The following is a 23,974-nucleotide window of genomic DNA, read 5'->3' as shown; positions in this document are numbered from 1 at the left end:
TCCAAACTATCCATGTGAATTATAGTGGAAGTACGACGTTTGTGCAATCTCTTCCTGCTTGCGGAGCAGCAAAAGACGCCCGAACGGCAAACCGTCCGAGCGTCTCATGTTCAAAATATAACCATTTATAAGGTTAACCCTTATCGATTGCTTATATTTCGATGTGCAGCGTGCCTTTGCCGCCGATGCCCGGCAGCATCAGCCGTTTACGCTTTCCTATGCTTAATTGGATACAAGGTCCTTAAGTGATTTTCCTGGTTTGAAAGCAGGCGTTTTGCTTGCTGCAATCTCGATTGGGTCTCCCGTTTGCGGGTTGCGGCCTTTACGGGCTTGACGCTCGCGAACTTCGAAGTTTCCAAATCCAACTAACTGCACTTTATCTCCGCTTTGCAAGGCATCGGAAATAGCATCAAAAACAGCATCAACCGCTTTTGTTGCATCTTTCTTCGAAAGATCAGTCAATTCAGCTACTTTGCTAATCAAATCTGTTTTGTTCATTGTTTCACCTCCTCCAAAGTGCTGTATAGCATCATTTTGCTGTAAGCATATAAACTCTCATCTTATCCCTCTTATTAACGGAAATCTTCAAAAATATACCTTTTGACCGAACAAACCTATAGTAATACAGCCGTTTGCCAATTTCAAGTACTAACCGGCAATTCCTCCAAAACAAATAAGCCGCTCCCTGTTTGGCGGCGGCTTATTCGATATGCTAGATTCGTTTACTTACAGGATGATCGCAATCAAACCGCCAGAGCCCTCGTTGATGATGCGTCCGAGCGTCTCTTGGAGCTTGTAGCGCGCGTTGTCCGGCATCATCGCAATTTTCCCTTGAATGCCCTCTCGTACGATGGAATGCAGGGAACGACCGAATATATCAGACTCCCAAATTTTGATTGGATCATTCTCAAAGTCTTGCATTAAGTATCTAACTAGCTCTTCGCTTTGCTTCTCCGTGCCGATGATCGGAGCAAATTCCGATTCCACATCGACGCGGATCATATGGATGGACGGTGCTGTAGCCTTCAGTCGGACCCCAAAGCGCGAGCCTTGGCGGATGAGTTCCGGCTCATCGAGCGCCATTTCCGCAAGGGACGGTGCCGCAATGCCGTATCCGGTCGTTTTGACCATTTCCAGCGCCTCTGCAAAACGGTCATACTCCCTTTTGGCATGGGAGAAGTCCTGCATGAGCTGCAATAAATGGTCTTTGCCCCGAATCTCGACACCAACAACCTCCATGAGGATGCGGTCGTACAGCTCATCTGGAGCGTACAAGTCGATTTCCGCTACACCCTGCCCCATATTCATGCCGCTGAGTCCTGCCCGGGCAATGAAATCATATTCCATGAACTGGGTAACTACGCGATCGACGTCCCGCAGTCTTCGAATGTCTTTAACCGTATCGCGTACTGAGCTTTCATAGTTGCTGCGAAGCCAGTGATTGTCGTTCAGCACCATAACCCAGCTTGGCAGGTTGACATTCACCTCATGTACAGGGAACTCGTAGAGGACTTCCCGCAGAACGGAGATGACTTCCTCTTCCCCCATCGTCGCTACGCTTAGCGTCATAACTGGAATATCGTATTTCGCCTGAAGCTCGCTGCGCAGTTGAAGCGCTTCTTCACTCTTAGGGCGAGTGGAGTTGATGACGAGCACAAATGGCTTGCCGACTTCCTTCAGCTCGTTGATGACACGCTCTTCAGCAACAACATAAGAGTTGCGCGGAATTTCTGCGATAGAGCCGTCTGTTGTGACTACAACACCGAGTGTAGAATGCTCTTGGATAACTTTACGCGTTCCAATCTCAGCCGCTTCTTGGAAAGGAATCGGCTCATCGAACCATGGAGTCGTAATCATGCGCGGACCGTTTTCGTCCTCATAGCCTTTCGCGCCTTCAACTGCATAACCTACACAATCGACCAGTCTCACGTTTACCTCAAGTCCATCGGTAACCCTGAGCTGTACCGCTTGATTCGGAACAAATTTAGGCTCTGTTGTCATAATCGTCTTGCCTGCGGCACTTTGAGGAAGCTCGTCAATAGCTCTTACGCGATCTGATTCGTTAGCGATGTTCGGAAGAACAACCGTCTCCATAAACCGTTTAATGAATGTTGATTTGCCCGTCCGGACAGCCCCGACAACCCCGAGGTAAATATCCCCGCCGGTTCTTTCGGCTATGTCCTTGAAAATATCTACTTTCTCCACTGAATATCCCCTCCCAATTGATTTTTCCGGTTCGCCGCCATCCACCGGTCAATAGGGCAGGCCAGCGACGCAACTCGTACATGCTTTGTGGACTAGTAACATCTTATGTGCCGGCTTTCCGATTATGCCGATTCCTTCTGCGAAATCTTTTTTTATTCGTCTGCGAGCTTCCCTTCCAAGATTGAAATATATGAGAATAAGAGCATATCTATGACCCCAATAGGCAAAAAAAATCCTCTCCGAGACGAATAGTCTAGGAAAGGAAATGGGATAAGGATAGATATAATCTGGCTAGTCCTATTGCTTCACGGCCTGTGGCTCATTGTTGACCAATCGATAGGACGGCGCTTTAACCGGCACAAAATCCGATCCATCGACCAGCAATGTCCGCAAATCAAAATCAGCATCGTAATCGAATTTGCCGCTTTTTTGAACGAATTGCATAATATCTATGCCATAATCAGAGTAAACAACACCGTTATCATCTACTACGGCTTGAATAGTTTGACCTGAGAACACGCTGCGGATAACCGGCGATTCCTTCTTCATGGCTTTGTAATCGATCTGATAGAAGCCTGGATACATTTGCTCCCCCTTCGGAAGCACGCTATTCGTTTGCACGTAGGTTGTAACCCAGCCCTGGATGTCATTGATCTTCTGGAAAGCTAAAATATCAAGCAGCTTCACGCGCGGCTTCGTCTCTTCATCGATGACGAGAAAACTAAAGTTCCCGCCGTTCTCAAATGCTGCTGTCGGAATATCGGTTAGATAGCCTGTCCGGCCGAGTTTAGCGAAATCAACGTAAAATTTCTCATATTTCGGTGTTTCTGCTGTACTATTTTTGATCGGCAGCATGCCCGTCTCCGCTTGATATTGATCAATCGCACTCTGCACATTGCGTACGGCCTCTTTGGGTACGACTTGGTTTTGCTTGAGCTGGTCCCTCGGATATAGGCATCCAGACAAAGAAAACAACGTGATGAATAAAGCAACAAACGCCGCCGTTTGACGTGTATGACGGCGCAGATCCCTCTTAATAAAGCGATTCATTTCTTTCCTCCTCACCGTTACCATAAACGATCGTCTTCCTCCGCTTGACGCGCGAGTTGTCGCGCGACAGCAGCACGCAGCGGATCAAGCGGAATCTCCACATCAACCTTGCCTGCCACTCTCGCTTGACAGGACAGCCTGATATGATCGCCGTCCAAGCCCGAGAGCTTCCGTCTCTCATTGTCTTCTATCGGCTGCAGCTCGCTTCCAGGCCTCACTGTGACCTTGCACATGAAGCAGGCAGCTTTGCCCCCGCAGCGCGTGCGAATCGGTATATTGGCGCGTCTGGCGGCGTCTAGCAGCGTCGTGCCTGGTTTAACCTTAATTTTACGGCCAGAAGGCCAAAACGTAACCTCACCGTCCATTACAAGCCACCAGCCTCTCGAACCGACATCAAATGATGCAGGCTCCGCTTCGCTTCTAAAGTTAATGCATTGCTTGCTTCAATGGCAAGAAGCGCAGCCTCATGTCTAGCGGGTGCTTCCGCAAAAGCTTGAATTATAAGCTCTACCCGGTCCATTCGGTCGCGAAGAAAATTAAACCACAGCTCATGCGCAAGAGGAGCGATAAATGCTGGATTTACCCGTTCAGCCCATTGCATTTGTTCAGCATGCGGAATAAGCAGCTCGCGGACCATTGTCTCATAATGATTGCCCCCAGCAAACACATGAAATCCTCCGACCAGCTCAACCTGTACGTCATGTATGAGATAACGGCTCAAATTGGAGCGGTACATATCCGTAATGCTCAACTTCGGCTCCTCAATCGCAAAAGGCTTGAGCGATTCATATATGGATGCAACATCCACGTCATCGCAATAAATGTCCAAGTCTCGCGGCTCTGCGGATAATGGCAGCCCACGAAGCATCAAGCTTGCGCTCCCGCCTACAATCCATTTCGCCTTGCTTGATTCCGTGGCTTTCATGACGGCAGCCAGCGCCCTATGAATGCGATCATGTTCTGTCATCGCCGGCACATCCTTTTTATTCAAGCGTAATATTCCATTAAAAATAAGGCTTGTTAGCTGCGGCTATCGTTGCATCAGCCTGTTTGACAATCGCTTGGCAGCCGAGGCGGTAGCCCTCTTCGAACTCCTCCGGCTCAAGCCGATCCCATTCCTCGTCCGTAATGCCTTCCAGCTGGTCTGCTCCTTCGGTTATCAAGCAGCGACAGCGAGCGCAGGTTCCCCTAGCGCATGAAAAGCTCCAATCGACGTTATGCTTTAGTGCAAGATCAAGCAGCGACAAGCCTGCTTCCCCTTCTACTATTGCTGTTTTGGTCCGACCTTTTAATTCAATCATTATATGTCAAAGTCTCCCTTTCTGTTAGCTTCTTCGTACCCTCGTATGTATGTTGAACTAAATAATGGAAATAAGGCCGCAAATAAAACCGATTATAAGCACGATAAATGCAATCAACGAAAGGACAAATTTCAATACACCCTTCGTTTTCAAGCGAGCAAACGTAATTAAAAGGGCCGCAATCGCCATCATCCCAATGCCGAATAGCGAAACCCACATTTTTGTCATTGCATCCATAGTAATTCCATTCTCCTAATCTGTATCATAATGAATTCTCACCCATTATAACATCGCACAAAAAAAAGGACAAAAGCTGACAAGGTACATCACCGAATGCGAAAATTCGGAAGCACCCCTAGCTTTTGCCGATAATCTTTATTTTTTGATCATCATTTTCATGAGAGCTTCCATATTGCTTGCGCTCATGCCGCTGGCTTTAACAGCTTTAACGATATCGTTGACCGTCGATTCGGTAACCTTAACCTTAGCCATATCCGACACTTGCTTGATCAGCTTGCGCAGCTCGGCTTCATCCTGCATCGTCTCTGCAGTAACTCCACTGGCAAGCTTTTTGACCGAGCTTTCCGTTATGCTCTTGCCGGTTTTTTTATTGATCGAACTTAAAATGTCTTTGGAAAAATCCTTCGCCATGCCCTACACCTCCAGGATGCGCTAGTGTCTTGCTCCATGCATCATATGAGGTGGACGTAGGTTTGGTGTAGGCGCTGGTCCTTAGCCTATTTCTTCGATTTCATGCGTGCGAAGCCGCCCCATCAAATGCTCAACAGCCGTTCGTGGTGACTTATTCGCAAATAAAACCTCGTAGAGCTGGAACGTAATCGGCATTTCTACCTCATACTGCTTCGCCAGATCAAACGCGGCGCGCGTCGTTCTCACGCCTTCAACAACCATTCCCATACGAGTGAGCACCTCATCTAAAGGTGTTCCATCTGCCAGCATATAGCCTGCGCGCCAATTACGGCTATGCTTGCTCGTACATGTTACGACAAGGTCGCCAACGCCTGCGAGACCTGCGAAGGTGAGTGGATTCGCTCCCATTGCTGCACCCAATCTGCCGATCTCAGCCAATCCTCGGGTAAGGAGAGCTGCCTTGGCATTATCGCCAAATTGAAGGCCGTCCGACAAGCCCGCTCCAAGCGCAATGATGTTTTTGATCGCCCCAGCTACCTCCACGCCAACGACATCATTATTCGTATAAACCCGGAAATGCGTATTCATGAGCGCATCCTGCGCTTGCTCAGCCGCTTGAATATCAGTTGATGCAACAACGACTGTAGTAGGCTGCTTTAAAATCACTTCTTCCGCATGACTTGGACCAGACAGCACGACAAGCTGATCGATCGGTCGAGCCAGCTCTTCAGATAGAACAGTCGTCATCCTTTTCAGCGTATCCGATTCAAAGCCCTTAGTCGCATGCACGACAAGCGTGTCGCTGCGCAGAAATGGTGCTGCTTGCTTGGCTACCTCGCGCATTGCGCCAGATGGCGCAACGAACAAAGCGAGCTCGGCATCCTGCAGCGCATGCTTCATAACCGTCGTTGCTTGCAAAAGCTCTGGCAGCTTTACGCCTGGCAAAAACTTGCTGTTCTCGTGGTTTTGATTGATGCCTTCCGCCTGCTCCGCACTTCGTGTCCACAGCTTAACCTGATAGCCATTGTTCGCGAGTACAGAAGCAAGCGCCGTTCCCCAGCTTCCTGCAACTAACACAGCCGCAATTTTCGTTGTTGATGGGTTGCTCAATGTCATGCGACGCTCACTATCCTTTCTTAGCACCTAGCTTGTTTTCCGTTCCTTGGAACAGCTTAACAATATTCGTCCGATGGCGTACGAAAGCAAATATGCAGATCAGAAGACTTGCACAAAGTAAAGGCACTGAAAAATAGAAGATAGATATGAATAATGGCGTTAAAGCAGCAAATAGTAAAGAGCCGAGTGAAACATACCTCGTTAAAGCAATCGTTGCAATAGCAACAATACCGGCACATAGCGCAGGCAAAAAAGCTAGCGTAGCAACAACGCCTACCGTTGTGGCAATTCCCTTGCCGCCCTTAAAGCGGAACCAAATGGGCCAGTTATGTCCTATTATGGCTGCAAGACCGCATAGAACGGGAATCCAATCGTTCTCGCCAAGAACACGTCCGATGAATACGGCTGCTACGCCTTTGGCGATATCAAGTACAAATACGAGTATGCCCGGCCCTTTGCCGAGCACCCGCAATGTATTTGTCGCGCCAGCATTGCCGCTGCCATGCTGACGGATATCGATACCCTTTACCCATTTGGCAATAACGATGCTGAATGATACTGAACCTAACAAATAGCTTAAAGCAACCGCGATTACTCCGTATAACAAGCTACTTCTCCCCTAATCTTCTTCGGACTTACGACGTGAGAATATTCGTATTGGTGTCCCCTCAAAATTAAATGCAGCACGAATCTTATTTTCCAAATAGCGCTCATACGAGAAATGCATGATTTCCGGATCGTTAACAAAAACAACGATCGTCGGCGGCTTGGTAGCTACCTGCGTAACGTAGTTGATGCGCAGACGTTTGCCTTTGTCAGAAGGCGGCGGGTTGATCGCCACGGCATCGGAAACAACATCATTAAGCAGATGCGTCTGAATACGCATCGCATGCTGCTCGGATACATGCTTAACGACAGGCAGCAGCTTTTGTAAGCGCTGTTTCGTCAAGGCAGATAGATAAACGATTGGCGCATAGGACATAAACAAGAAGTGATCGCGGATATTTTGCGAGAAGTTTTGCATCGTTTTCTCGTCCTTATCGACGATATCCCACTTGTTCACAACAAATATCGATGCTTTCCCTGCTTCATGCGCATAACCTGCGATATGCTTGTCCTGCTCGATAATGCCTTCTTCTCCATTAATAAGAACAAGAACGACATCTGCACGCTCGATCGCTTTCATCGCACGCATGACGCTGTACTTTTCAGTTGATTCGTACACCTTGCCGCGTTTGCGCATACCAGCCGTATCGATCAGAACATAACGCTGTCCATCGCGTTCGAAAGGCGTATCGATAGCGTCGCGCGTCGTGCCTGCAACGTTGCTTACGATAACGCGATCCTCGCCAAGCAATGCATTGACAAGCGAGGACTTTCCGACGTTCGGACGTCCAATAAGGGCAACACGTATGACATCCTCATCGTAGCCGTCATCTGTCAGCTCAGGCAGAAGCTCAACTGCAGCATCAAGCAAATCGCCGATTCCAAGCCCATGCGAGCCGGATATTGCGATAGGCTGGCCAAAGCCTAGACCATAGAACTCATAAACCTCGTCCATACGGCCTTCATTATCCACTTTATTAACTGCCAGTACAACAGGCTTGCCTGAACGAAACAGCATTTGAGCAACTTCATCATCCGCATGCGTCAAGCCTGTTTTCGCATCGGCCATGAAGATAATCACATCTGCCTCTTCAATGGCAAGCTCGGCCTGCATACGAACAGATTTCATAATTTCATCTTCGCCATCAATTTCAATACCGCCGGTATCAATGATGCTGAACGATTTTCCATTCCATTCTCCGGTGCCATAAAGCCTGTCACGAGTGACTCCCGGTTTATCCTCAACAATTGCTAGACGGTCGCCGATAACCCGATTAAATATGGTGGACTTACCCACATTCGGACGACCGACGATAGCGATAACGGGTCTTGCCATAGTTTGTTTTCCACTCCTTCAAAAATACTCACGATAACCATCATAGCAAAAAAGTACGTTCTTGGCTAACTTTTCATATTATCGGTGATCGACCAGTATGATTGTGCCATTCTTTAAATCATGCGCGCTCGCATCCAAAATCTTCTCTAAAAGAAAGGATGTCTCCTCTAATTTATTTTCATTTTCCGCGATAAAAATAGGCGCCCCTCCCCCAACCAACTCCGCTTTCAAGGATACGACAGCTACGATTTTAGCCATTCTCGCCAGCCTCCTTCTTGTTTACGGATGCTTCTGACGGCATACGAACGGCGGATTCCAATATCGGCACGCGCAAAATAACTTGCTTGCCTTTATCCGAATCAAGCTCCTGCGGCAAAATGAACACCGCTAACCGCCCGTCCTTTATGTCAAGCTTGGCCATCGGTATGAGTGCAGGTTCACCGTCGTCCCGATATACGCCGAGAATAGTAGCCAAATCGTACAGGATCGCTTGACGTTGACCCAGATTGCTCAATGTGACCTTCCCATTTGAATTGTTGGGAGTCAATATGTACCCCATCCCTCGTTCTGCAATAATGTCTTGGTTTGATTTCAAGCCCACATTCATAATGTACACGTCTCCGACGAACAAATCCGGCCCGTCGATCTTTACCTGAGCCGCTTGCACAGCAGCTATATGAGATACGGATTTTCCTGATTTTAGTTTCTCAACAATAACGAGCGACAAAATCCCTGCCAATATCCCAATCCAAATATTCACTAATATAGCAAATAAGCTAGTAAGCAATGCTGTCATTATGACTAAGTAATTTCGTCCCTCAAACACCATCGCAATACCCTCAATATAAGTTGAGCCTCGCCCTACAAGCTCCATGCTGTCAATCTTGGTTAATGTCTCGCGCTCCATCTTTCGGACATCTCTAAACTGCTGCGCAGCAAGCGTCAAGAAAGTTATGGCCGTATAGTCCTTATTGAATAAAGCAGGCACTGCAACTGCACCAAGCGCCGCTGCAATTACGCCTAAGGATATATGGATAATCTGGCCGTGCGGATAGGTTGGATACTGTCGATAATCCGTCCTCAGCATAAGCAAGCGCGAGATGATGCCAAAGGCGATACCCAGAAGCACGCCTATCAAATATTTATTTTCGACCAGATAATGCTGCATTAGGATGGACGTCCTCCTTTCATTTGCCATAGCATAACGCTTAGCTTTGCAGTACCTATCCGAATCGACTTGAGCAGTAAGCTGAACACTCTGGCTGCAGCCAGGGCAATCCAAAAGCTGTCCCACCAAGTTAATGATCCTAGCTGAGTTGCGTACATCCCGGATTGTAGTAGCACGTTTAACGTCTCTCCAAGCACCGCACCCCAAACGATCATTCCGAATTGATGCTTCACTTGGGATGTAAATGCGCCACAAAATATTCCGGTAAGCAAGGGCCCATCCCAGCTTGGATCTATCCAATAAAAGACAGGATCAAAGCTATACATTTTCCGAATGAAGCCCCATATGACAGCGATCATCAGCGTACACAAAATCAAATACCCGATATAGCTCCATTCCTCAGAACCTTTATAAGCTACCAAGCTGGAAACGATAAGGAAACAAACACTCACATGTACCTCGACCTGAAGATGTTCTGAAAATGGCGACCACCAAATCGACATGTTTAGCAGCAATGCCATCGCTATTCCAAAAATCGCCAGCGTACGACGGCTTATTTCTGGAATCAGATAAGACTTCCAGCCTGTTGCAATCAGGATGAATAAAATAAGAACAATCCACAACGTAATAAATCCAGGATTCACGTTATCTCACCTCTTGTAACCCCTATTATGCACCAAAAAAAAGGAGCTATTCCTGCGATGATCGCAGGAATAGCTCCTTCGTGTATGAATAAAAATTTATTTAAGGTTTTTAAGCTTATCGCCGAAACGCTCTGCAAGCGAGTAGCTCATGCTCTCGTTGCTCAAGCTTACGTTCGGGTTGTCGATTTTCTCGATTTTTGGCGAACGTGGAGCTCTTTCCGGTCTAGCGCTAGGAGCAGGTTGCTCAGGCGCTTCTTCTGTTTCTTTGATGCTTAGGCTAACACGTTTTTCAGATGGGTTGAAGTCAAGAACTTTCGCTTGAACCTCTTGCCCTTCTTGAAGAACTTCGTTAGGAGTTGCAATATGGCGGTGTGCGATTTGCGAAATGTGAACAAGGCCTTCAACGCCAGGAGCGATTTCAACAAAAGCTCCAAAAGGAACGATACGGCGAACAGTACCTGTTACGATATCGCCAATTGCGAATTGGCTGCCAGCAGAATCCCAAGGACCCGGTTGAGCGGCTTTCAAGCTAAGGCTGATTTTGCCAGCTGCCGGATCAACTTTAAGTACTTTTACGCGAACTGCTTGACCTTCAGCTACAACATCCTTCGGATGTGCAACATGCTGCCACGAAAGCTCCGATACGTGCACAAGGCCGTCGATGCCGCCGATATCAACGAAAGCGCCGAATGGCGTAAGGCGTTGAACCGTACCGTCAAGCTCTTGACCAACTTCAAGTGCAGCGATTACTTGCTTCTTGCTTTGCTCGAATTCAGCGTCAAGCACTTCTTTTTGGGACAAGATCACTTTGTTGTTTTCGCGATCGATTTCTTTAACCTTCACGCGAAGCGTGCGGCCTTTGTAATCGGAGAAATCTTCAACAAAGTGGCGCTCGACCATAGAAGCCGGAATAAATCCGCGTACGCCTACGTCAGCCACTAGTCCGCCTTTTACAACGTCAGCAACGGCAACTTCAAATACTTCGCCGCTCTCAAAACGTTGTTGAAGCGTATCCCATGCTTTTTCGCCATCGACTTGACGTTTGGAGAGAACAAGCTTCTCTTTCTCGTCGTCGATGCTTACAACTTTAAGCTCAACCTCTTGACCGATTTGAACAGCGTCCGTAGCGTTGTCAATCTGCACGGCAGAAAGCTCACGAATAGGAATAACACCGTCATATTTATATCCAAGGCTTACATAAGCTTGGTTATCTTCGATTTTGACGATCGTACCTTTAACGGAATCGCCTTTTTTCAAAGACACGAAATTATCCAAAGCGTCTTGGCTTACTTCTTCCGCCACGGATTCTTGCACATTAGTTTCTTCTGACATTGAAATAACCTCCTCAGTTCTAACCCCAACTTTATTTAAATCCGCAATCGCCTAGAGCGAAAGCAGCATTTAAAACATAATTTTAACGATTGCTTGCAGCTAGCTCACGAATGCGAAGCATAATAGCGTCTGTTACTTGTTCAAGCATATCTGGCGATGATTCTTCAATAATTGCGGTAAGATCAATAGGCTTGCCATAACAAACAACGATTTTGCTGAACGGTCTATACTTCCCGATTATCGCAACGGGAACGATCGCCGCGCCGCTTCGAATAGCAATCATCGCAGCGCCCTTCTTAGCTGCTCCTGATTGATTGTTGCGCGAGCCCTCTGGAAAAATGCCCATCACATTGCCTTCCTTCAGCATCGTGATTGAGGACTTGATCGCATCCTTGCTCACGCCGCCGCGCTTGACCGGAAATGCGCCAAACGAACGTAGGAGGGGACCGAAGACGGGAATTTTGAACAATTCCTCTTTTGCCATAAAATGCACCTTGCGTTTTACCTTGACACCTACAGTAGGCGGATCAAAGTTGCTCAGGTGATTCGAGGCGAGTACGACTGGGCCAGCAGATGGAATATTTTCCGTGCCTCTAGCTTCTAATCGGAATAACAGCGTGTATAGAACACGCAGAATAAAGCGGAAAAACAGATATGACATAGTTTACTTCGCCTCCGCCAATTTGGTTCGGCTTAATTTCACAATTGCGGCAATTACTTCGTCAATTGTCATGGCGGTGCTGTCGAGAACTACCGCGTCAGAAGCGCAGATCAGCGGTGAAATGTCGCGTTGCTCGTCCAAGCGATCACGTTGTGCAATCTCAGCTTCCAATTGCGAGAGGCTAATAGTCTGGCTGTCCACTATTTCACGGTAACGGCGAAGTGCCCGTTCCTTAACGGATGCGGTCAGAAAAATTTTCAATTCCGCATTAGGCAGTACGTGCGAACCAATATCCCGGCCATCCATGACAACGCCCTTGCGTTCCGCAAGCTTGCGCTGCAAGTGACCGAGTACTTCACGTACCGTTTCATTCGCTGCAAAATAAGACACCTGAAGCGTCACCTCGCGCGAGCGAATCAATGCGGTTACATTTTCTCCATTCACGAATACCGACTGGCCTTGCTCGCCTGGCGCAAGCTCAATCTCTAAGGATCTTACTAGTTCAGCTAGTTTGGCAGTCTGCTTTACCGACACGCCTGCTCGCTGCGCGCTAAGTGTTACCGCGCGATACATAGCGCCCGTATCGATATACACATATCCTAGCTGCTCGGCGACTTTTCGTGCTACCGTACTTTTGCCCGCGCCTGCCGGCCCGTCAATGGCAATGTTCATACGGTCGCTGTCACCTTCGTGATGCACCACCTAAGGTCAACCCCCTTTTAGTAGAGACGGCTGGCCGAATGCACGTAAGAATGCGACGCAAACCTCTCAAGAAAAAAGCAGGCTTTGCCTGCGAACGTGAAAATTATACCACACTATAGACGCAGATGCAAAAGCCGAGCGTCAGTTCAAGCGGGTTCCTTCCCACTGATCCACGCCCGTTAACCAATGCCGAACAGTATTATTTTGCAAAGCTGCTTGTGAAAATATTAATAAAATGATGAAGCCAATAATGATTTTCCGCAGCACATTGCTGACTTCCTCCGTTAGATTCAGCATTTGCTTGCGGCTTCTTTTTTTACGAAACAACCGTTGCAGCACATGACTCGCTCCCTTCCTATTTCAGGGTAGTTTTCCATGTTTCACAACATTTATTCATCGATTGCGATATTCAAGCTGCTTCTCAAAGCAATATCGGATAATCTTCTGCCGTTCAGAGTCATTGATGCTGGCATATTTGATCATCGCCTGCTTCTTGCCGGACTTGAGCTCGACAACCCGTACAATCTCTCCTTGGAAAAAAGCATGTTCAATCGCACCGTTCTTAAAAGGAACAAGCAGCCAGCAATCCAGTACCTGCTCGGGCACCAGCTGCCATTTGCTATCGCAAATCAATGATATTCCTCCGCCGCCAACATCATCGGTTTCACAGACGAACCTTACGTGATTAGACATTTTAACCGCGATTTCAAGTTCGGCCGATACTCGGAGGAAACTCCGACGCTGTACCTTCGTAATGCGGTCTGGTTCTGGCCTACGGATTTTGACAAGCTTGATGCCGTCCTCTAAAAATCCAACGACATGAGAATCAAAATAATTTTTAATCCCATCAGAAGAAATAAAATAAACGGAAAGCTCGTCACCTAGAAATAGTCGTTTATAACGTCCTGTTTTCTCATTGATTGGTATCTCTATAAACAAGCCGTCCTCTTGCTCGTCGGCTATTCGCGACTTATATTCTATCGATGCTTCCTCTTCGTCCGAAGAAGCGATTTGAAAATGCAGCATTTGGTTTAATTTAGGCAACAAATTGGCTCCCCCCCATTTACATGCATTATAACACGTCGAATTGTGGGGAGCCATATCGTTATTTGTCGGATGCTGCCTTTGAATCGTAAGTAGACATTTCCTCAATCGATTCTTCTACGCCAGTCTGTGAATTTATATAGACGCGGTAGATAGAACCATTGATTTTACCCATGTACTCGTAACATAGCACTTCTTCACCCAAATCATTGTCAATCAGCGCCAGCTGTTCATTTTGTATTTTCATTTCCGGATTTAATGCTTTGCGCGCTTCGGCTTTCGATAGAATCGGACTAGGCAGCTTGCGCTTGTGATGCTCATAAACATAATCGTTGGCCTGCAAGCCTACCGTTTCGCCATTATCGAGCGCGACCTTAACCGTTAGCTTATCGGGGTAAATCAAAACGCCGCTCTGCACATTGACATAGGTGAAGGCACCCATATTTTTGAACATATCGTAGCTGACCGCCTTCATATTATTGAAGCCGTGGTTCTTTAGGAAGGAATCAGCCGATGCTTGTGCCTTCGTAAAATCAACCTTTTTCTCTCCAATATCGCGTGGATTCATAAACCAAATGAGCTGTCCGCCCTTTTTCGTAAAATCCATTTGCAGCTTTTTGTTTTGGCCCATGTTTACTGTTGCGGAATACGAGGCATACTCCGTTCCATTCGCATTTTCTACGACGCGGATCTCTGCGCCCTTCGCATCCGTAAATTTTGCGGCAAGCTTTTTAATATCCTCTGCGGTTACCATTTTGCCGCCAAGCATGTTGATCGTACGCTTCTGATACATGCTGCTGACCGATGGACCCCAGTTGATTTCTGGATACTCGCCGACCTTCTTGTCCACTGTCTTGAAGCCGTCAATGATGACATTGTCATTGTTCGACTTCTCTGAGGCAAGCGCAATCTCAACGTCCATCCAGCGCAAATTGTTTGCCAGCACTTCTTTCTGCATACCAGCCAAACTTTTAGAAATTTGCTCGGAATTTGCATAGAGCGTCTTCATCGTCTTGAATTCATCAGGCGTAAGCGGCTGCTTCGTCAAATCGCGAACAGCTGTCTTGTACGAAAAATTAGCGATTCTCGACAAGAAATCTCCAGCTTCATTGAATGGTAGCAGCGTGAGCGGAAGCTGGTTGATTTCATTTTGAGCCTCGCTTGTTAAACGCCAGACGTTAACAAGCCCTTTACGATGATAACTTTGCGAGGTGGAATTGACAGCAAGCGTATTACCAAGCTGTTGATGCAGCTGCTCGACATGATAGGTTAAGTCGTGGAACGCACGTTGATACTGGTTTTCGGCTTTTATCAATATCGAGTTTTTTTCTTGATGCTCTTGATAGCCCCAGTAAATAGCGCCGAGAAAAAGCAGGGACATAACCGGAAACAGGATCGAGCTGAGTCGATGGTACATAATACAAAAGCTCCTTTCTTGTGCAAAACCTGGTTTTAGTTTGGTTTGCCCAAGGGAGCTTTATGCATCCATCTATTTAATTGTAATAAAGCTTTCATTTTGTTCAAAATACGCTGTGCTCTTCGATATCGAGATCATTTGCGTTATTGCAAATGCATTGCTTGAAACCAGTATCAATCGAGTCTTTGTCTCTGCGTCCGCGCAGAACAAATTTTTCCCCGCAAACATTGCACCGGATCGTAACCTTAATCCTTGCAGCCTCCATATGCCCCTCCTCAGCCATTATTCGAATGCCGTCGTTTCAGGCATTTCTATATAATGTAAGTATGGACGGATCAGCTACAGTTTAATCTCATCCTCGCGGACAAGAAAACGAAAGGGAGAACGGGAATTCGCATGATTCATTTTGCGCAGACCCCATATCCATAGAACGATCATGAACGGTATGATGAACCACATCCAATTGGTGCGTACCGTTATCATAATCCAGTCATAAGTGCCATGCAGTAATACCGGAAGCACAAGCGATATCGCTATAAAATACTTGCTCAAATGCTTAGGGGCAAACTTCGCTTTGCCTAAGTAGTAGCCCATCATGATGCCGAACAAGGCATGGCCTGACACCGGAAGCAGCGCTCTTACAAGAAGCGTACCGAAAGTGGCCGGCGAGTAAATCGCATAAAGAACATTTTCGAGCGTGGCGAAACCGAGCGAAATCGAAGCGGCATACACGATGCCGTCGTATGGCTCATCAAACTCGGTATGGTTGTATATGACGTGATACAACACAAACCACTTTACAAATTCCTCAACGCCTGCCGATTCGCCAAATGCAAACCAAACCGAATGGTCTCCCAGCCATAGCTGCAACCCGCGTTGAATAACCATAATAGGCACGACAACCAGTATGCCGAGCACAAACATTCGGGCAACCATATGAATCGGCTCCGCTTCATAGCGGTCCCTCAAATATAAATAAGTAAGCAGCGAAACGCCTGGCGCAACGGCCGCAGTCAAAACGGAAAACAAAAGCATTTCGTCCCTACTTTCTTACACCCAGCCACGATACCGAACGGCCTCGGCCATTTTGCGCACGCCAGCCATATAAGCGGCAAGACGCATATCGACCTTTCGGGTGCGGTGTATTTCGTACACGTGGTTGAAGCCGCGGATCATCATAAGCTTCAGCTTATCATCCACCTCTTGTTCATCCCAGTAATAGCCTTGATTATTTTGCACCCATTCAAAATAGGACACGATAACGCCGCCGCTGCTCGCTAGCACGTCGGGTATCAGCAGCACGCCTCTTTCGGATAAAATGCGCGTTGCTTCCAGCGTAGTAGGTCCATTCGCAGCCTCTACGATGATGGATGCACGAATAAGCGAAGCATTTAGCTCCGTTATTTGATTCTCAATTGCCGCGGGTACAAGTACATCGCAATCAAGCTCTAACAGCTCTGAATTCGTTATCGTCTTAGGAAATAAATTCGTCACATTGCCAAAGGAATCTCGTCGATCGAGCAAATATTCTATATCGAGCCCTTCTTCATTATACAATGCTCCGTTCACATCGGAAATACCTATTACCCTCGCACCGGCCTCATGCATAAATTTGGCAAGGTAGCTTCCCGCATTTCCAAAGCCTTGAATAACGATTCGCGCATTTTTCAGCTCAATCCCTTTGAGGCGCAGCGCCTCATGAATCATGATTACGACGCCGCGCGCCGTCGCGGTCTCTCTTCCCTTGGAGCCTCCAAGCACAAGCGGCTTGCCAGTAATAAAGCCCGGGGAATCAAATTCACGGATACGGCTGTACTCGTCCATCATCCATGCCATAATTTGCGAATTCGTCATGACATCCGGCGCAGGTATATCTTTACTTGGGCCTACGATTTGGCTGACAGCTCGTACATAACCTCTGCTTAATCGCTCCACTTCGCGGAAAGACATCGTCCTCGGATCGCAAATGACGCCCCCCTTGCCGCCGCCATAAGGCAGGTCAGCGATTCCGCATTTCAAGCTCATCCATATGGATAAAGCTTTAACCTCATTTTCCGAGACGGCTGGATGAAAGCGCACCCCGCCCTTCGTTGGTCCAACGGCATCATTATGCTGAGAGCGATATCCCGTGAAAACTTTAGTTGTGCCATCATCCATTCTTACCGGAATACGTACAGTCAGCAGCCTCATCGGCTCCTTCAATAGGTCAATCATATCTTGATCATAGCCAAGTCTTCGCAGCGCTTGCTCAATTACGATTTGAGTAGATTTCAGCACATCATTTGCTTCTTTATCACTCATTACATCCACCGCCTTTGTCTACATCTAATATGGGCGCCTTTACTCTACTGTATTCCCTTTTTAATCTAAGTTAACATACAAGAAGAGCATCATGCAGACAAGATTCAGCCTGCAGATGCTCTTAGCATGTTGTTCGCTTAAAATTTAAAATGATTACATATTTCCCGTACCGCCGACTCGGGCATAATCACTTTCCCATATTCTTCAAGCATCGCGTAGGTTACTGAAGTTGCTTCACCATACTCTGCAAGCAACGCGATAACAGCGTTGTGCCTGGAAGCATCGATCAAAGCAGGCTCTAACGCTAATATATACTTGCCATTATAGGAATACAAACGTCCATCCTCGGTGAGAGTGGAGCTTTGCAATTGCTTGCATACCGAAATGACATCCTCGAATTCTCGGAAGGAGTACATCACGACATCGCTCTGCTCAAGCGTAACTTCCATCTCATATATTTCGTCTTCCGTGTCGTCATCTTCGGTTGCCCGATCAACTGCATGACTGTTCATTTTGCCACGGGTGACAATCACTACCATACCTTGAGCGGGGAGGGCAAACACTTCGACCGCTAATGGGCCGCTGGCATCGAATCCAAGTTCACTATATGCTTGATCCATCATTTCACTGAATAGTTCGTGTACTTTTGGAATTTCGCGCCACATGTCGTCCTTCTGGATCCCCCGTTCCAGCAGGTCGTCGAACGTCAGGAAAATCCGTATCTTATCCTGGCTCAGTCGTTCGATCTTCATGACAGGATCCTCCTCTGCAGCATCTGTTGTAATAACGTATGAATTTTTTAGAAAGATGTGATCAAATTGACCAAATCATGCTATGTAACTACTTTATCATTTCTTTTCCTCGAATGCACTAATATTGAATGAAAAAAAAGAATCGTTTGGCCGCTTCGCATCACTGCTTAACGTCCAACGATTCAGCTATCTTGCTCTGTTTTTAATGGGCAACCGCAGACGATTCCGCCTTGATCTTATCCGTCTCACGCTTTAGGGCGGGGTCACTATTCACGATTGCTTCAATTTGTCCCCAAGCGGCTTCGGATTTTACGCCGGTATCGTCTGAATGCTTTGGGGCTAGATTAACCGCCTCCTCTTTAAACGATTTGCTCATGATTTTCGAGACCGATTTGCGAGCCACCGACGAGCAAGCATCCGACAACGCGTTTGCAGCCCATGCCACTGCTCCAGGCTTCCTGCGCGAGACATATACGGTAGCAGCCGCACCAATTAATCCTCCGACCAAAAAACCACTCATCTTCATGATCGCGAACACCTCTTTCCTAGATCATCTTGTGTATTCAGGTGTTAGTTTGACCGCCGGAACAGACCCTCATTCCATATAAAATAAGGAAATCATTCTAGCCCTACGATTAGGCAAATATGATACAATAATGTCGATTTAGCTTAAATGACAACTTGGCTATGGAGGTTCTTCACAATGAAGCGAATCACACTACCGATCGGTATCCTGCTTATTGGAGCCATGCTGGCATCCTGCACTTCACAGCCTGACGAGAATCTTCCTGCTTCAGGAGAAGCCGAAGCTACGGCGCAGCTTGCCGCTTCGCCAACTCCTACAACGCTTGATAATAATGAAAATACAACGGAAACGACACAGCCTGCCGAAACGGAAGCTCCTGTCAGCAAGGAGGAGACGGCGAAGGCTCCTTTATACCGGATGAGCGAAGCCTACCGCTTTGTACCGATCGTGGAAGGCGCAGAGAGCAAGGTCGTATTGCTTACCTTCGATGACGGGCCGAAAGATGAAGCGGTATTGACAAGCATTCTCGACACGCTTGATAAGCATAAGGCGAAAGCCATTTTTTTCGTCAACGGCTATCGGATCAAGCAAAACCCTGAGCTTCTGAAGCTGATCAAAAAGCGAGAACAGACTATCGGGAACCACTCATGGGACCATATTAATTTAAAAGAAGAAAGCAAAGCTGTCGTTGAAAAACAAATCGGGGACGTTCAATCTGATATTGATGCCTTAATCGGACAAAAGCCATTATTTTTCAGACCGCCCTACGGCTCAGGCGGAGCAGTCGTGAAGGAAACGGCAAAAAACCACGGCATGCTCTACATGACGTGGTCAAATGGTTCCCTTGATTGGGATAAAACGGCTAAGGATAAGCCGGAAGTGGTCATCAAAAACGTGCTCGAGCAGCTCCATCCCGGAGCCAATATTTTGATGCATGAGCTGCAATGGACAGCCGATGCGCTTGAGGAATTGTTGACGGCACTAGAGAGCAAAGGCTACGGATTTATTGATCCGGCTACTATCGAGCTTATTCGCTGAATTTCAGACCGTACCAGAATAAGCCCCCCACCAAACAAACGAACAATAAAAATAAAAGATTATAATACCATTTGTTTACTTTATTAAAGCTGGAAGGATGTTTTCTTCGCCTTGGCGGCAGAGCCCCACCTTCATTGGAACCCGTTCCGGTGATGGACGGCTCTGCCGTCATTTCATGCTGTCTTGTTCCCCTCGAGCTTCCAAATTTCTCTTTCCTGCTCATGACTCCCTCCTGAATCGTATAATTAACCCCATTATGAAATCAATTAGAAAATGAGCGATAATCGGCGCCAATATAGAGCCTGATTGCATATAGATCCAACCTAGGCCGTAGCTGATCGAGAAAACGAGACCCGTTGGAATCCAATGCTTTAAATACCTTACATGTATCGTAGCAAAAATGATGCTTGTCCAATAGGGACCAATGGCATGCTGCAGCGCCCCGCGAAAGAGAAGTTCCTCGCATACCGCGACTACGAATGAAAGAACAGCAATATGCCAGACTGGACGCGTTCGGAAGATTCGGTCGTTCACGCCACCGTCGTCAGCCGCTTCTTCAGGAACAAACCGGGAAATCAGAAGATCTACAACGATAACGGCGGCAGCGAGTCCAAGTCCCCAGTATACAAAGGCAAGCTCCTTCGGAGGCGTAAATAATCGAATCACATTTTGATGCTGAAATAAAATCCATATCAAACCGATAATAAAAGTAACCGCTTGAGTTGTGTATAAATTAATAAGGAGCATACGGTCATCGAGATCATCAACGGACACCTTGCGAATGCGAATTTTTCGAATATCAAATTTCTTCATAGCTTCCCGCCTGTCTGAATCATTCATATTTTCTTTTACGACCTTTTCACCTATACTGGTAGAACAATTCGACAGCATAATTTTTTTTACATAGAAGGAGATAAAGAAAGAAATGGAAAAAAGATTAACGACCACCGCAATGCTATTTAGTGTAGGATTTGTTTTTATGCTTGTTTGTACGGTTGGAGCATTCTTTTACGGCATCAAAATCGGTACGGAAAAGACAGAAGCAAAATATGTGACCGAGGATGTTGGCTCTAAGAAGTCGACCGCATCGGTAACCCCTTACCAGCAGCAAGATCTTGTTTCTTTCTATCATACTGTATTTTTGCCTTATCGTGAATTTCAAAACGAATGGTTCGCAGCCATGAATAAATTGTCGCAAGGAAAAACAAGCGAAGCCACTTCCATGTTCAAGGATTTAGCCAAACTTGCCGAAGAGAAAGCTAAGGATGCCAGTTCGATCGACATGCAAAAGTCTCCACTGCTTGGACAATCACAGGTTAGCTATATTCGAAGCCTGAAGCTGTTTGAAGAAGCAGCAGACAAAGCGGCAATCAGCGCAAAAACATTATCGTTCAATGAGCTTAAGAAAAATGTTGAGCAGGAGAAAACGTATCTCTCCGCCTCTCAATTTGCGCTTAGCGCGCAGCAAGCCTATTATTCAGCTATGCTAAAGTGGTCAGCAACCGTTGATCTTGACATTCCAGGGGATTTCAAATCACCTGCGCTTCTAGAGCTAAAGCAATGGAAAGCTCTTCCCATTACGATCAAAAACAAGCTGATAGCCGATCAGCTCATGTCGCGCAAAAAGCTTACTTCCTACTATCCGCAAGACTTGACCAGCCGTGTTGACGATTTCGTCCTATCCGGTCAAGCTGCAAAGATGAAGATACACACCTTATCCGCGGTCGTAGATCTCCTTATTAATACTGAGGCCGTCCGCTCTGGCGATTTTACGGAAAGCAAATCACGACTGTACCAGCAAGCCCTTCTGCCTCAGCTTCCGTTTTTCTATCCTGAAACCGATTAGCCAACATAACCGATGCAACAACTAATCGTATTGAAATCCATTTAACGAGGCTATAGCAGCCATCCCACCGGTAACGTTGTGGAGGCCGCTGTAGCCTTGTTCTTCTAAGTAGTTGCAAACCGCAGCACTTCGTACGCCATGCGCGCAAATGATGTATATAGGCTTAGAATCATCAATTTCACCCATACGTGTAGGGATCGAATTCATTGGGATCAACACCGAAGGCTCTAAATGATAAAAATCCCATTCAAACGCTTCTCTCACATCTATGATTTGTTTCCTATCAATCTGTCCATTCTCCAGCAATTCAAGCAGCTGTTGAGGAGTCATATCTTGCCAATTATTCATGAATGATGGTCCCCTTTGTCGTAATATGTAGCTAATGATGCTTGAATCATAACGAAATTTTCACAATTCAGCAAGTTTGAGGATTGCTTTTGTCCACTGCCTTGCATTAAAATAGTAAAGTCTAAGATCGATGATCAAACTCTCGTCCCGCTGCTGCATATCGGTGCCGGGAAGAGGGTTTTTCTGTTCATATTAAGCGAGGCGTTACAGCTTCGCCCCAATTTAGGAGGCATACTTCACATGTTTAAAGTGTTAGTTTCCGATCCAATCAGCGATTTGGGCATTCAGCAGCTTGTTGATGCGTCAGATGTCGCAGTCGACAAAAAACCTGGACTGAGCGAAGACGAATTGATCGCCATAATCGGCGAATACGATGCGTTGCTTGTTCGCAGCCAAACGCGCGTAACACCAAAAATTATGGAAGCTGGCAAACAGCTCAAAGTTGTTGGACGTGCAGGCGTCGGCGTCGATAACATCGACCTTGAAGCCGCAACACAGCGCGGTATTATCGTAATCAATGCGCCAGACGGAAATACCATTACAACTTGCGAGCATACTTTTGCCATGATGATGGCGGTTGCCCGTCACATCCCGCAAGCTTACATGAAAACCGTTAACGGGACTTGGGATCGCAAATCGTTCCTGGGCGTAGAGCTTCGCGGCAAAACGCTTGGCGTACTCGGCATGGGCCGTATCGGCAGCGAAGTTGCAAAACGCGCAAAAGCTTTCGGTATGGATATTATGGGCTACGACCCGTTTATGACGGAAGAAAGAGCGGAAAAAATTGGCGTGAAGCTGGCTAGCGTGGACGAGATCGTTCGCAACGCTGATTTCATGACGGTGCATACACCGTTAACGCCTGAAACTCGTCACATGATCGGCAAAGCGCAATTTGAAGTTATGAAGCCAGGCATGCGTATCGTAAACTGCGCGCGCGGCGGCATCATTGATGAAATCGCCTTGGTTGACGCTGTTGATGCTGGAATTGTTGCTGGCGCCGCTTTTGACGTATTTGAAGTAGAGCCTCCTGCTGAGGATCACCCTTTCCTTACACATCCGAAAATAATCGTTACACCACATCTTGGCGCGTCTACAGTAGAAGCGCAAGAGAACGTCGCGATTGACGTATCGGAGCAGGTGCTGCACATCCTTCGCAACGAGCCGTTTATCAATGCGGTGAACATGCCTCCGATTCCGGCAAATCTGCAAAGCATTCTTCAGCCATACTTTACGCTTGGCGAGAAGCTTGGCAGCTTCATTGCTCAATCGACTGAGGGCGCAGTAACTGAAATCGTTGTTGGGTATTCAGGTGAGCTTGCAGAGGTTGATACACAGCCGCTTACGCGCCATATCGTTCGCGGAGTGCTGGCTCATCACCTAGGCTCCGAGAATGTCAATGTCGTCAACTCGCTGCATCTTGCGAAGGTGCGCGACGTTAATATCGTCATTCAAAAGTCGCACGCGTCAAAAGACTTCACTAACCTAGTAACGGTATCTCTACGCACGAAGAAAGAAGAACGCGTTGTATCGGGTACATTGCTGACGGGCTACGGTCCTCGCATCGTTCAGATCGACAAGTTCCCTGTCGACGTTACGCCAGAAGGAAACCTTATTCTTATCTCGCATAACGATAAACCGGGTATTATCGGACGCGTAGGAACACTGCTTGGCAATAATGACGTTAACATCGCTACGATGCAAGTAGGTCGTCAGCTTGTTGGCGGATCTGCCATTATGGTGCTGAGAGTCGACAAAGCTACGCCTAAAAATGTGCTTGAGCAGCTTACAAGCATGCCTGAGCTGAACACAGCTAAAGAAATTACCCTGTTTTAATTATTACAGGTAACGAAATGCGACAAAGAGCCAATCGGGGTAACCGATTGGCTCTTTTTGTTTCACGAGCAACAAGAATTATCTGCTGTATTCTACA

Annotated in this window: 31 protein-coding genes; 3 read left to right on the top strand and 28 right to left on the bottom strand. The window is 47.0% G+C overall.

Annotation, left to right across the window (positions count from 1 at the left end; translation table 11 throughout):
• Nucleotides 1-222: 222 nt before the first annotated feature.
• The 25 genes from HI950_RS01995 to HI950_RS01875 all read right to left on the bottom strand — a co-directional run bounded on the left by HI950_RS01995 (nt 223) and on the right by HI950_RS01875 (nt 18,812).
• Nucleotides 223-498 (bottom strand): HU family DNA-binding protein, encoded by a 276-nt coding sequence (locus HI950_RS01995; RefSeq protein WP_056627940.1) that lies wholly within the window; start codon nt 496-498, stop codon nt 223-225.
• Between the two features lie 228 nt (nt 499-726).
• A complete protein-coding gene (spoIVA, locus tag HI950_RS01990; RefSeq protein ID WP_169081824.1) occupies nt 727-2,205 on the bottom strand; it encodes a stage IV sporulation protein A in 1,479 nt (492 codons plus the stop codon).
• A 297-nt stretch (nt 2,206-2,502) separates the two neighbouring features.
• Entirely contained in the window at nt 2,503-3,255 is a 753-nt protein-coding gene (locus HI950_RS01985) for a hypothetical protein (protein ID WP_169081825.1), read from the bottom strand.
• A 17-nt stretch (nt 3,256-3,272) separates the two neighbouring features.
• On the bottom strand, nt 3,273-3,620 hold the full coding sequence (locus HI950_RS01980) for a 2Fe-2S iron-sulfur cluster-binding protein (protein WP_169081826.1): 348 nt from the start codon (nt 3,618-3,620) through the stop codon (nt 3,273-3,275).
• Nucleotides 3,620-4,222, bottom strand: coding sequence for a nucleotidyltransferase family protein (locus tag HI950_RS01975; RefSeq protein ID WP_169081827.1), 603 nt, complete (start codon nt 4,220-4,222; stop codon nt 3,620-3,622). The genes HI950_RS01980 and HI950_RS01975 overlap by 1 nt, the downstream gene beginning before the upstream one ends.
• A 37-nt stretch (nt 4,223-4,259) precedes the next feature.
• Nucleotides 4,260-4,556 (bottom strand): 2Fe-2S iron-sulfur cluster-binding protein, encoded by a 297-nt coding sequence (locus HI950_RS01970; RefSeq protein ID WP_169081828.1) that lies wholly within the window; start codon nt 4,554-4,556, stop codon nt 4,260-4,262.
• Between the two features lie 57 nt (nt 4,557-4,613).
• Complete coding sequence (locus HI950_RS01965) at nt 4,614-4,793, bottom strand: DUF2768 family protein (RefSeq protein ID WP_053376675.1); 180 nt, start codon at nt 4,791-4,793, stop codon at nt 4,614-4,616.
• 138 nt (nt 4,794-4,931) lie between these two features.
• Nucleotides 4,932-5,207 (bottom strand): stage VI sporulation protein F, encoded by a 276-nt coding sequence (locus tag HI950_RS01960; RefSeq protein ID WP_169081829.1) that lies wholly within the window; start codon nt 5,205-5,207, stop codon nt 4,932-4,934.
• An 81-nt stretch (nt 5,208-5,288) separates the two neighbouring features.
• Nucleotides 5,289-6,323, bottom strand: coding sequence for an NAD(P)H-dependent glycerol-3-phosphate dehydrogenase (locus tag HI950_RS01955; protein WP_169081830.1), 1,035 nt, complete (start codon nt 6,321-6,323; stop codon nt 5,289-5,291).
• Nucleotides 6,324-6,333: 10 nt separating this feature from the next.
• Nucleotides 6,334-6,930, bottom strand: coding sequence for a glycerol-3-phosphate 1-O-acyltransferase PlsY (gene plsY, locus HI950_RS01950; RefSeq protein ID WP_169081831.1), 597 nt, complete (start codon nt 6,928-6,930; stop codon nt 6,334-6,336).
• A 12-nt stretch (nt 6,931-6,942) separates the two neighbouring features.
• Nucleotides 6,943-8,265, bottom strand: a complete 1,323-nt coding sequence (gene der, locus HI950_RS01945) for a ribosome biogenesis GTPase Der (RefSeq protein ID WP_169081832.1) — start codon at nt 8,263-8,265, stop codon at nt 6,943-6,945.
• A gap of 78 nt (nt 8,266-8,343) precedes the next feature.
• The gene (locus HI950_RS01940) at nt 8,344-8,523 is read right to left on the bottom strand and encodes a capping complex subunit for YIEGIA (RefSeq protein ID WP_169081833.1); all 180 of its coding nucleotides are present in this window, start codon (nt 8,521-8,523) and stop codon (nt 8,344-8,346) included.
• The gene (locus tag HI950_RS01935; protein WP_169081834.1) at nt 8,516-9,433 is read right to left on the bottom strand and encodes a YIEGIA family protein; all 918 of its coding nucleotides are present in this window, start codon (nt 9,431-9,433) and stop codon (nt 8,516-8,518) included. Before HI950_RS01935 ends, HI950_RS01940 begins: the two co-directional genes overlap by 8 nt.
• A complete protein-coding gene (locus tag HI950_RS01930) occupies nt 9,433-10,077 on the bottom strand; it encodes a YphA family membrane protein (RefSeq protein ID WP_169081835.1) in 645 nt (214 codons plus the stop codon). The genes HI950_RS01935 and HI950_RS01930 overlap by 1 nt, the downstream gene beginning before the upstream one ends.
• Before the next feature lie 96 nt (nt 10,078-10,173).
• Complete coding sequence (gene rpsA / locus HI950_RS01925) at nt 10,174-11,409, bottom strand: 30S ribosomal protein S1 (protein WP_169081836.1); 1,236 nt, start codon at nt 11,407-11,409, stop codon at nt 10,174-10,176.
• Nucleotides 11,410-11,491: 82 nt separating this feature from the next.
• Nucleotides 11,492-12,070, bottom strand: a complete 579-nt coding sequence (locus HI950_RS01920; RefSeq protein WP_169081837.1) for a lysophospholipid acyltransferase family protein — start codon at nt 12,068-12,070, stop codon at nt 11,492-11,494.
• 3 nt (nt 12,071-12,073) lie between these two features.
• Complete coding sequence (gene cmk / locus HI950_RS01915; RefSeq protein WP_169082236.1) at nt 12,074-12,742, bottom strand: (d)CMP kinase; 669 nt, start codon at nt 12,740-12,742, stop codon at nt 12,074-12,076.
• A gap of 171 nt (nt 12,743-12,913) precedes the next feature.
• The gene (locus HI950_RS01910; RefSeq protein WP_169081838.1) at nt 12,914-13,111 is read right to left on the bottom strand and encodes a hypothetical protein; all 198 of its coding nucleotides are present in this window, start codon (nt 13,109-13,111) and stop codon (nt 12,914-12,916) included.
• Between the two features lie 54 nt (nt 13,112-13,165).
• Nucleotides 13,166-13,816, bottom strand: a complete 651-nt coding sequence (locus HI950_RS01905; protein ID WP_317618281.1) for a flagellar brake protein — start codon at nt 13,814-13,816, stop codon at nt 13,166-13,168.
• A 61-nt stretch (nt 13,817-13,877) separates the two neighbouring features.
• Entirely contained in the window at nt 13,878-15,233 is a 1,356-nt protein-coding gene (ypeB, locus tag HI950_RS01900; RefSeq protein WP_169081840.1) for a germination protein YpeB, read from the bottom strand.
• 103 nt (nt 15,234-15,336) lie between these two features.
• A complete protein-coding gene (locus HI950_RS01895) occupies nt 15,337-15,498 on the bottom strand; it encodes a hypothetical protein (RefSeq protein WP_169081841.1) in 162 nt (53 codons plus the stop codon).
• Nucleotides 15,499-15,572: 74 nt separating this feature from the next.
• Complete coding sequence (gene prsW / locus HI950_RS01890) at nt 15,573-16,268, bottom strand: glutamic-type intramembrane protease PrsW (protein WP_169081842.1); 696 nt, start codon at nt 16,266-16,268, stop codon at nt 15,573-15,575.
• 15 nt (nt 16,269-16,283) lie between these two features.
• Nucleotides 16,284-17,534, bottom strand: coding sequence for a Glu/Leu/Phe/Val family dehydrogenase (locus HI950_RS01885; RefSeq protein WP_169081843.1), 1,251 nt, complete (start codon nt 17,532-17,534; stop codon nt 16,284-16,286).
• 137 nt (nt 17,535-17,671) lie between these two features.
• Entirely contained in the window at nt 17,672-18,286 is a 615-nt protein-coding gene (locus HI950_RS01880) for a genetic competence negative regulator (RefSeq protein WP_169081844.1), read from the bottom strand.
• A 202-nt stretch (nt 18,287-18,488) separates the two neighbouring features.
• The gene (locus HI950_RS01875) at nt 18,489-18,812 is read right to left on the bottom strand and encodes a hypothetical protein (protein WP_169081845.1); all 324 of its coding nucleotides are present in this window, start codon (nt 18,810-18,812) and stop codon (nt 18,489-18,491) included.
• A 177-nt stretch (nt 18,813-18,989) separates the two neighbouring features.
• On the opposite strand from HI950_RS01875, the gene HI950_RS01870 reads away from it, so the two are divergent.
• Nucleotides 18,990-19,850 (top strand): polysaccharide deacetylase family protein, encoded by an 861-nt coding sequence (locus HI950_RS01870; RefSeq protein WP_169081846.1) that lies wholly within the window; start codon nt 18,990-18,992, stop codon nt 19,848-19,850.
• Here HI950_RS01870 and HI950_RS01865 read toward each other — a convergent pair.
• On the bottom strand, nt 19,840-20,073 hold the full coding sequence (locus HI950_RS01865; protein WP_169081847.1) for a hypothetical protein: 234 nt from the start codon (nt 20,071-20,073) through the stop codon (nt 19,840-19,842). The genes HI950_RS01870 and HI950_RS01865 overlap by 11 nt on opposite strands.
• The gene (locus HI950_RS01860; protein WP_169081848.1) at nt 20,070-20,663 is read right to left on the bottom strand and encodes a CPBP family intramembrane glutamic endopeptidase; all 594 of its coding nucleotides are present in this window, start codon (nt 20,661-20,663) and stop codon (nt 20,070-20,072) included. Before HI950_RS01860 ends, HI950_RS01865 begins: the two co-directional genes overlap by 4 nt.
• A gap of 112 nt (nt 20,664-20,775) precedes the next feature.
• Between HI950_RS01860 and HI950_RS01855 the strand changes: the two genes are divergently transcribed.
• On the top strand, nt 20,776-21,696 hold the full coding sequence (locus tag HI950_RS01855) for a hypothetical protein (protein WP_169081849.1): 921 nt from the start codon (nt 20,776-20,778) through the stop codon (nt 21,694-21,696).
• A gap of 21 nt (nt 21,697-21,717) precedes the next feature.
• Here the strand turns inward: HI950_RS01855 and HI950_RS01850 are convergent, their stop codons facing one another.
• Nucleotides 21,718-22,044, bottom strand: a complete 327-nt coding sequence (locus HI950_RS01850) for a rhodanese-like domain-containing protein (RefSeq protein WP_169081850.1) — start codon at nt 22,042-22,044, stop codon at nt 21,718-21,720.
• Nucleotides 22,045-22,284: 240 nt separating this feature from the next.
• Here HI950_RS01850 and serA point away from each other — a divergent pair, with 240 nt between their 5' ends.
• Entirely contained in the window at nt 22,285-23,877 is a 1,593-nt protein-coding gene (gene serA / locus HI950_RS01845) for a phosphoglycerate dehydrogenase (RefSeq protein ID WP_169081851.1), read from the top strand.
• Nucleotides 23,878-23,974: the final 97 nt, after the last annotated feature.

The organism is Paenibacillus sp. PL91 (assembly GCF_012935325.2).
Taxonomy (GTDB): domain Bacteria; phylum Bacillota; class Bacilli; order Paenibacillales; family Paenibacillaceae; genus Pristimantibacillus.
The sequence above is the reverse complement of the archived record's forward strand: the minus strand, read 5'-3'. Positions and strand labels throughout refer to the sequence as shown.

Excerpts from the sequence above, each read along its gene's own strand:
- HI950_RS01995 (WP_056627940.1), bottom strand. The coding sequence starts at position 498 with ATGAACAAAACAGATTTGATTAGCAAAGTAGCTGAATTGACTGATCTT.
- HI950_RS01985 (WP_169081825.1), bottom strand. The coding sequence starts at position 3,255 with ATGAATCGCTTTATTAAGAGGGATCTGCGCCGTCATACACGTCAAACG.
- HI950_RS01980 (WP_169081826.1), bottom strand. The coding sequence starts at position 3,620 with ATGGACGGTGAGGTTACGTTTTGGCCTTCTGGCCGTAAAATTAAGGTT.
- HI950_RS01975 (WP_169081827.1), bottom strand. The coding sequence starts at position 4,222 with ATGACAGAACATGATCGCATTCATAGGGCGCTGGCTGCCGTCATGAAA.
- HI950_RS01970 (WP_169081828.1), bottom strand. The coding sequence starts at position 4,556 with ATGATTGAATTAAAAGGTCGGACCAAAACAGCAATAGTAGAAGGGGAA.
- HI950_RS01965 (WP_053376675.1), bottom strand. The coding sequence starts at position 4,793 with ATGGATGCAATGACAAAAATGTGGGTTTCGCTATTCGGCATTGGGATG.
- HI950_RS01960 (WP_169081829.1), bottom strand. The coding sequence starts at position 5,207 with ATGGCGAAGGATTTTTCCAAAGACATTTTAAGTTCGATCAATAAAAAA.
- HI950_RS01955 (WP_169081830.1), bottom strand. The coding sequence starts at position 6,323 with ATGACATTGAGCAACCCATCAACAACGAAAATTGCGGCTGTGTTAGTT.
- der (WP_169081832.1), bottom strand. The coding sequence starts at position 8,265 with ATGGCAAGACCCGTTATCGCTATCGTCGGTCGTCCGAATGTGGGTAAG.
- HI950_RS01940 (WP_169081833.1), bottom strand. The coding sequence starts at position 8,523 with ATGGCTAAAATCGTAGCTGTCGTATCCTTGAAAGCGGAGTTGGTTGGG.
- HI950_RS01935 (WP_169081834.1), bottom strand. The coding sequence starts at position 9,433 with ATGCAGCATTATCTGGTCGAAAATAAATATTTGATAGGCGTGCTTCTG.
- rpsA (WP_169081836.1), bottom strand. The coding sequence starts at position 11,409 with ATGTCAGAAGAAACTAATGTGCAAGAATCCGTGGCGGAAGAAGTAAGC.
- HI950_RS01920 (WP_169081837.1), bottom strand. The coding sequence starts at position 12,070 with ATGTCATATCTGTTTTTCCGCTTTATTCTGCGTGTTCTATACACGCTG.
- cmk (WP_169082236.1), bottom strand. The coding sequence starts at position 12,742 with ATGAACATTGCCATTGACGGGCCGGCAGGCGCGGGCAAAAGTACGGTA.
- ypeB (WP_169081840.1), bottom strand. The coding sequence starts at position 15,233 with ATGTACCATCGACTCAGCTCGATCCTGTTTCCGGTTATGTCCCTGCTT.
- HI950_RS01895 (WP_169081841.1), bottom strand. The coding sequence starts at position 15,498 with ATGGAGGCTGCAAGGATTAAGGTTACGATCCGGTGCAATGTTTGCGGG.
- prsW (WP_169081842.1), bottom strand. The coding sequence starts at position 16,268 with ATGCTTTTGTTTTCCGTTTTGACTGCGGCCGTTGCGCCAGGCGTTTCG.
- HI950_RS01885 (WP_169081843.1), bottom strand. The coding sequence starts at position 17,534 with ATGAGTGATAAAGAAGCAAATGATGTGCTGAAATCTACTCAAATCGTA.
- HI950_RS01880 (WP_169081844.1), bottom strand. The coding sequence starts at position 18,286 with ATGAAGATCGAACGACTGAGCCAGGATAAGATACGGATTTTCCTGACG.
- HI950_RS01875 (WP_169081845.1), bottom strand. The coding sequence starts at position 18,812 with ATGAAGATGAGTGGTTTTTTGGTCGGAGGATTAATTGGTGCGGCTGCT.
- HI950_RS01870 (WP_169081846.1), top strand. The coding sequence starts at position 18,990 with ATGAAGCGAATCACACTACCGATCGGTATCCTGCTTATTGGAGCCATG.
- HI950_RS01865 (WP_169081847.1), bottom strand. The coding sequence starts at position 20,073 with ATGAGCAGGAAAGAGAAATTTGGAAGCTCGAGGGGAACAAGACAGCAT.
- HI950_RS01860 (WP_169081848.1), bottom strand. The coding sequence starts at position 20,663 with ATGAAGAAATTTGATATTCGAAAAATTCGCATTCGCAAGGTGTCCGTT.
- HI950_RS01855 (WP_169081849.1), top strand. The coding sequence starts at position 20,776 with ATGGAAAAAAGATTAACGACCACCGCAATGCTATTTAGTGTAGGATTT.
- HI950_RS01850 (WP_169081850.1), bottom strand. The coding sequence starts at position 22,044 with ATGAATAATTGGCAAGATATGACTCCTCAACAGCTGCTTGAATTGCTG.
- serA (WP_169081851.1), top strand. The coding sequence starts at position 22,285 with ATGTTTAAAGTGTTAGTTTCCGATCCAATCAGCGATTTGGGCATTCAG.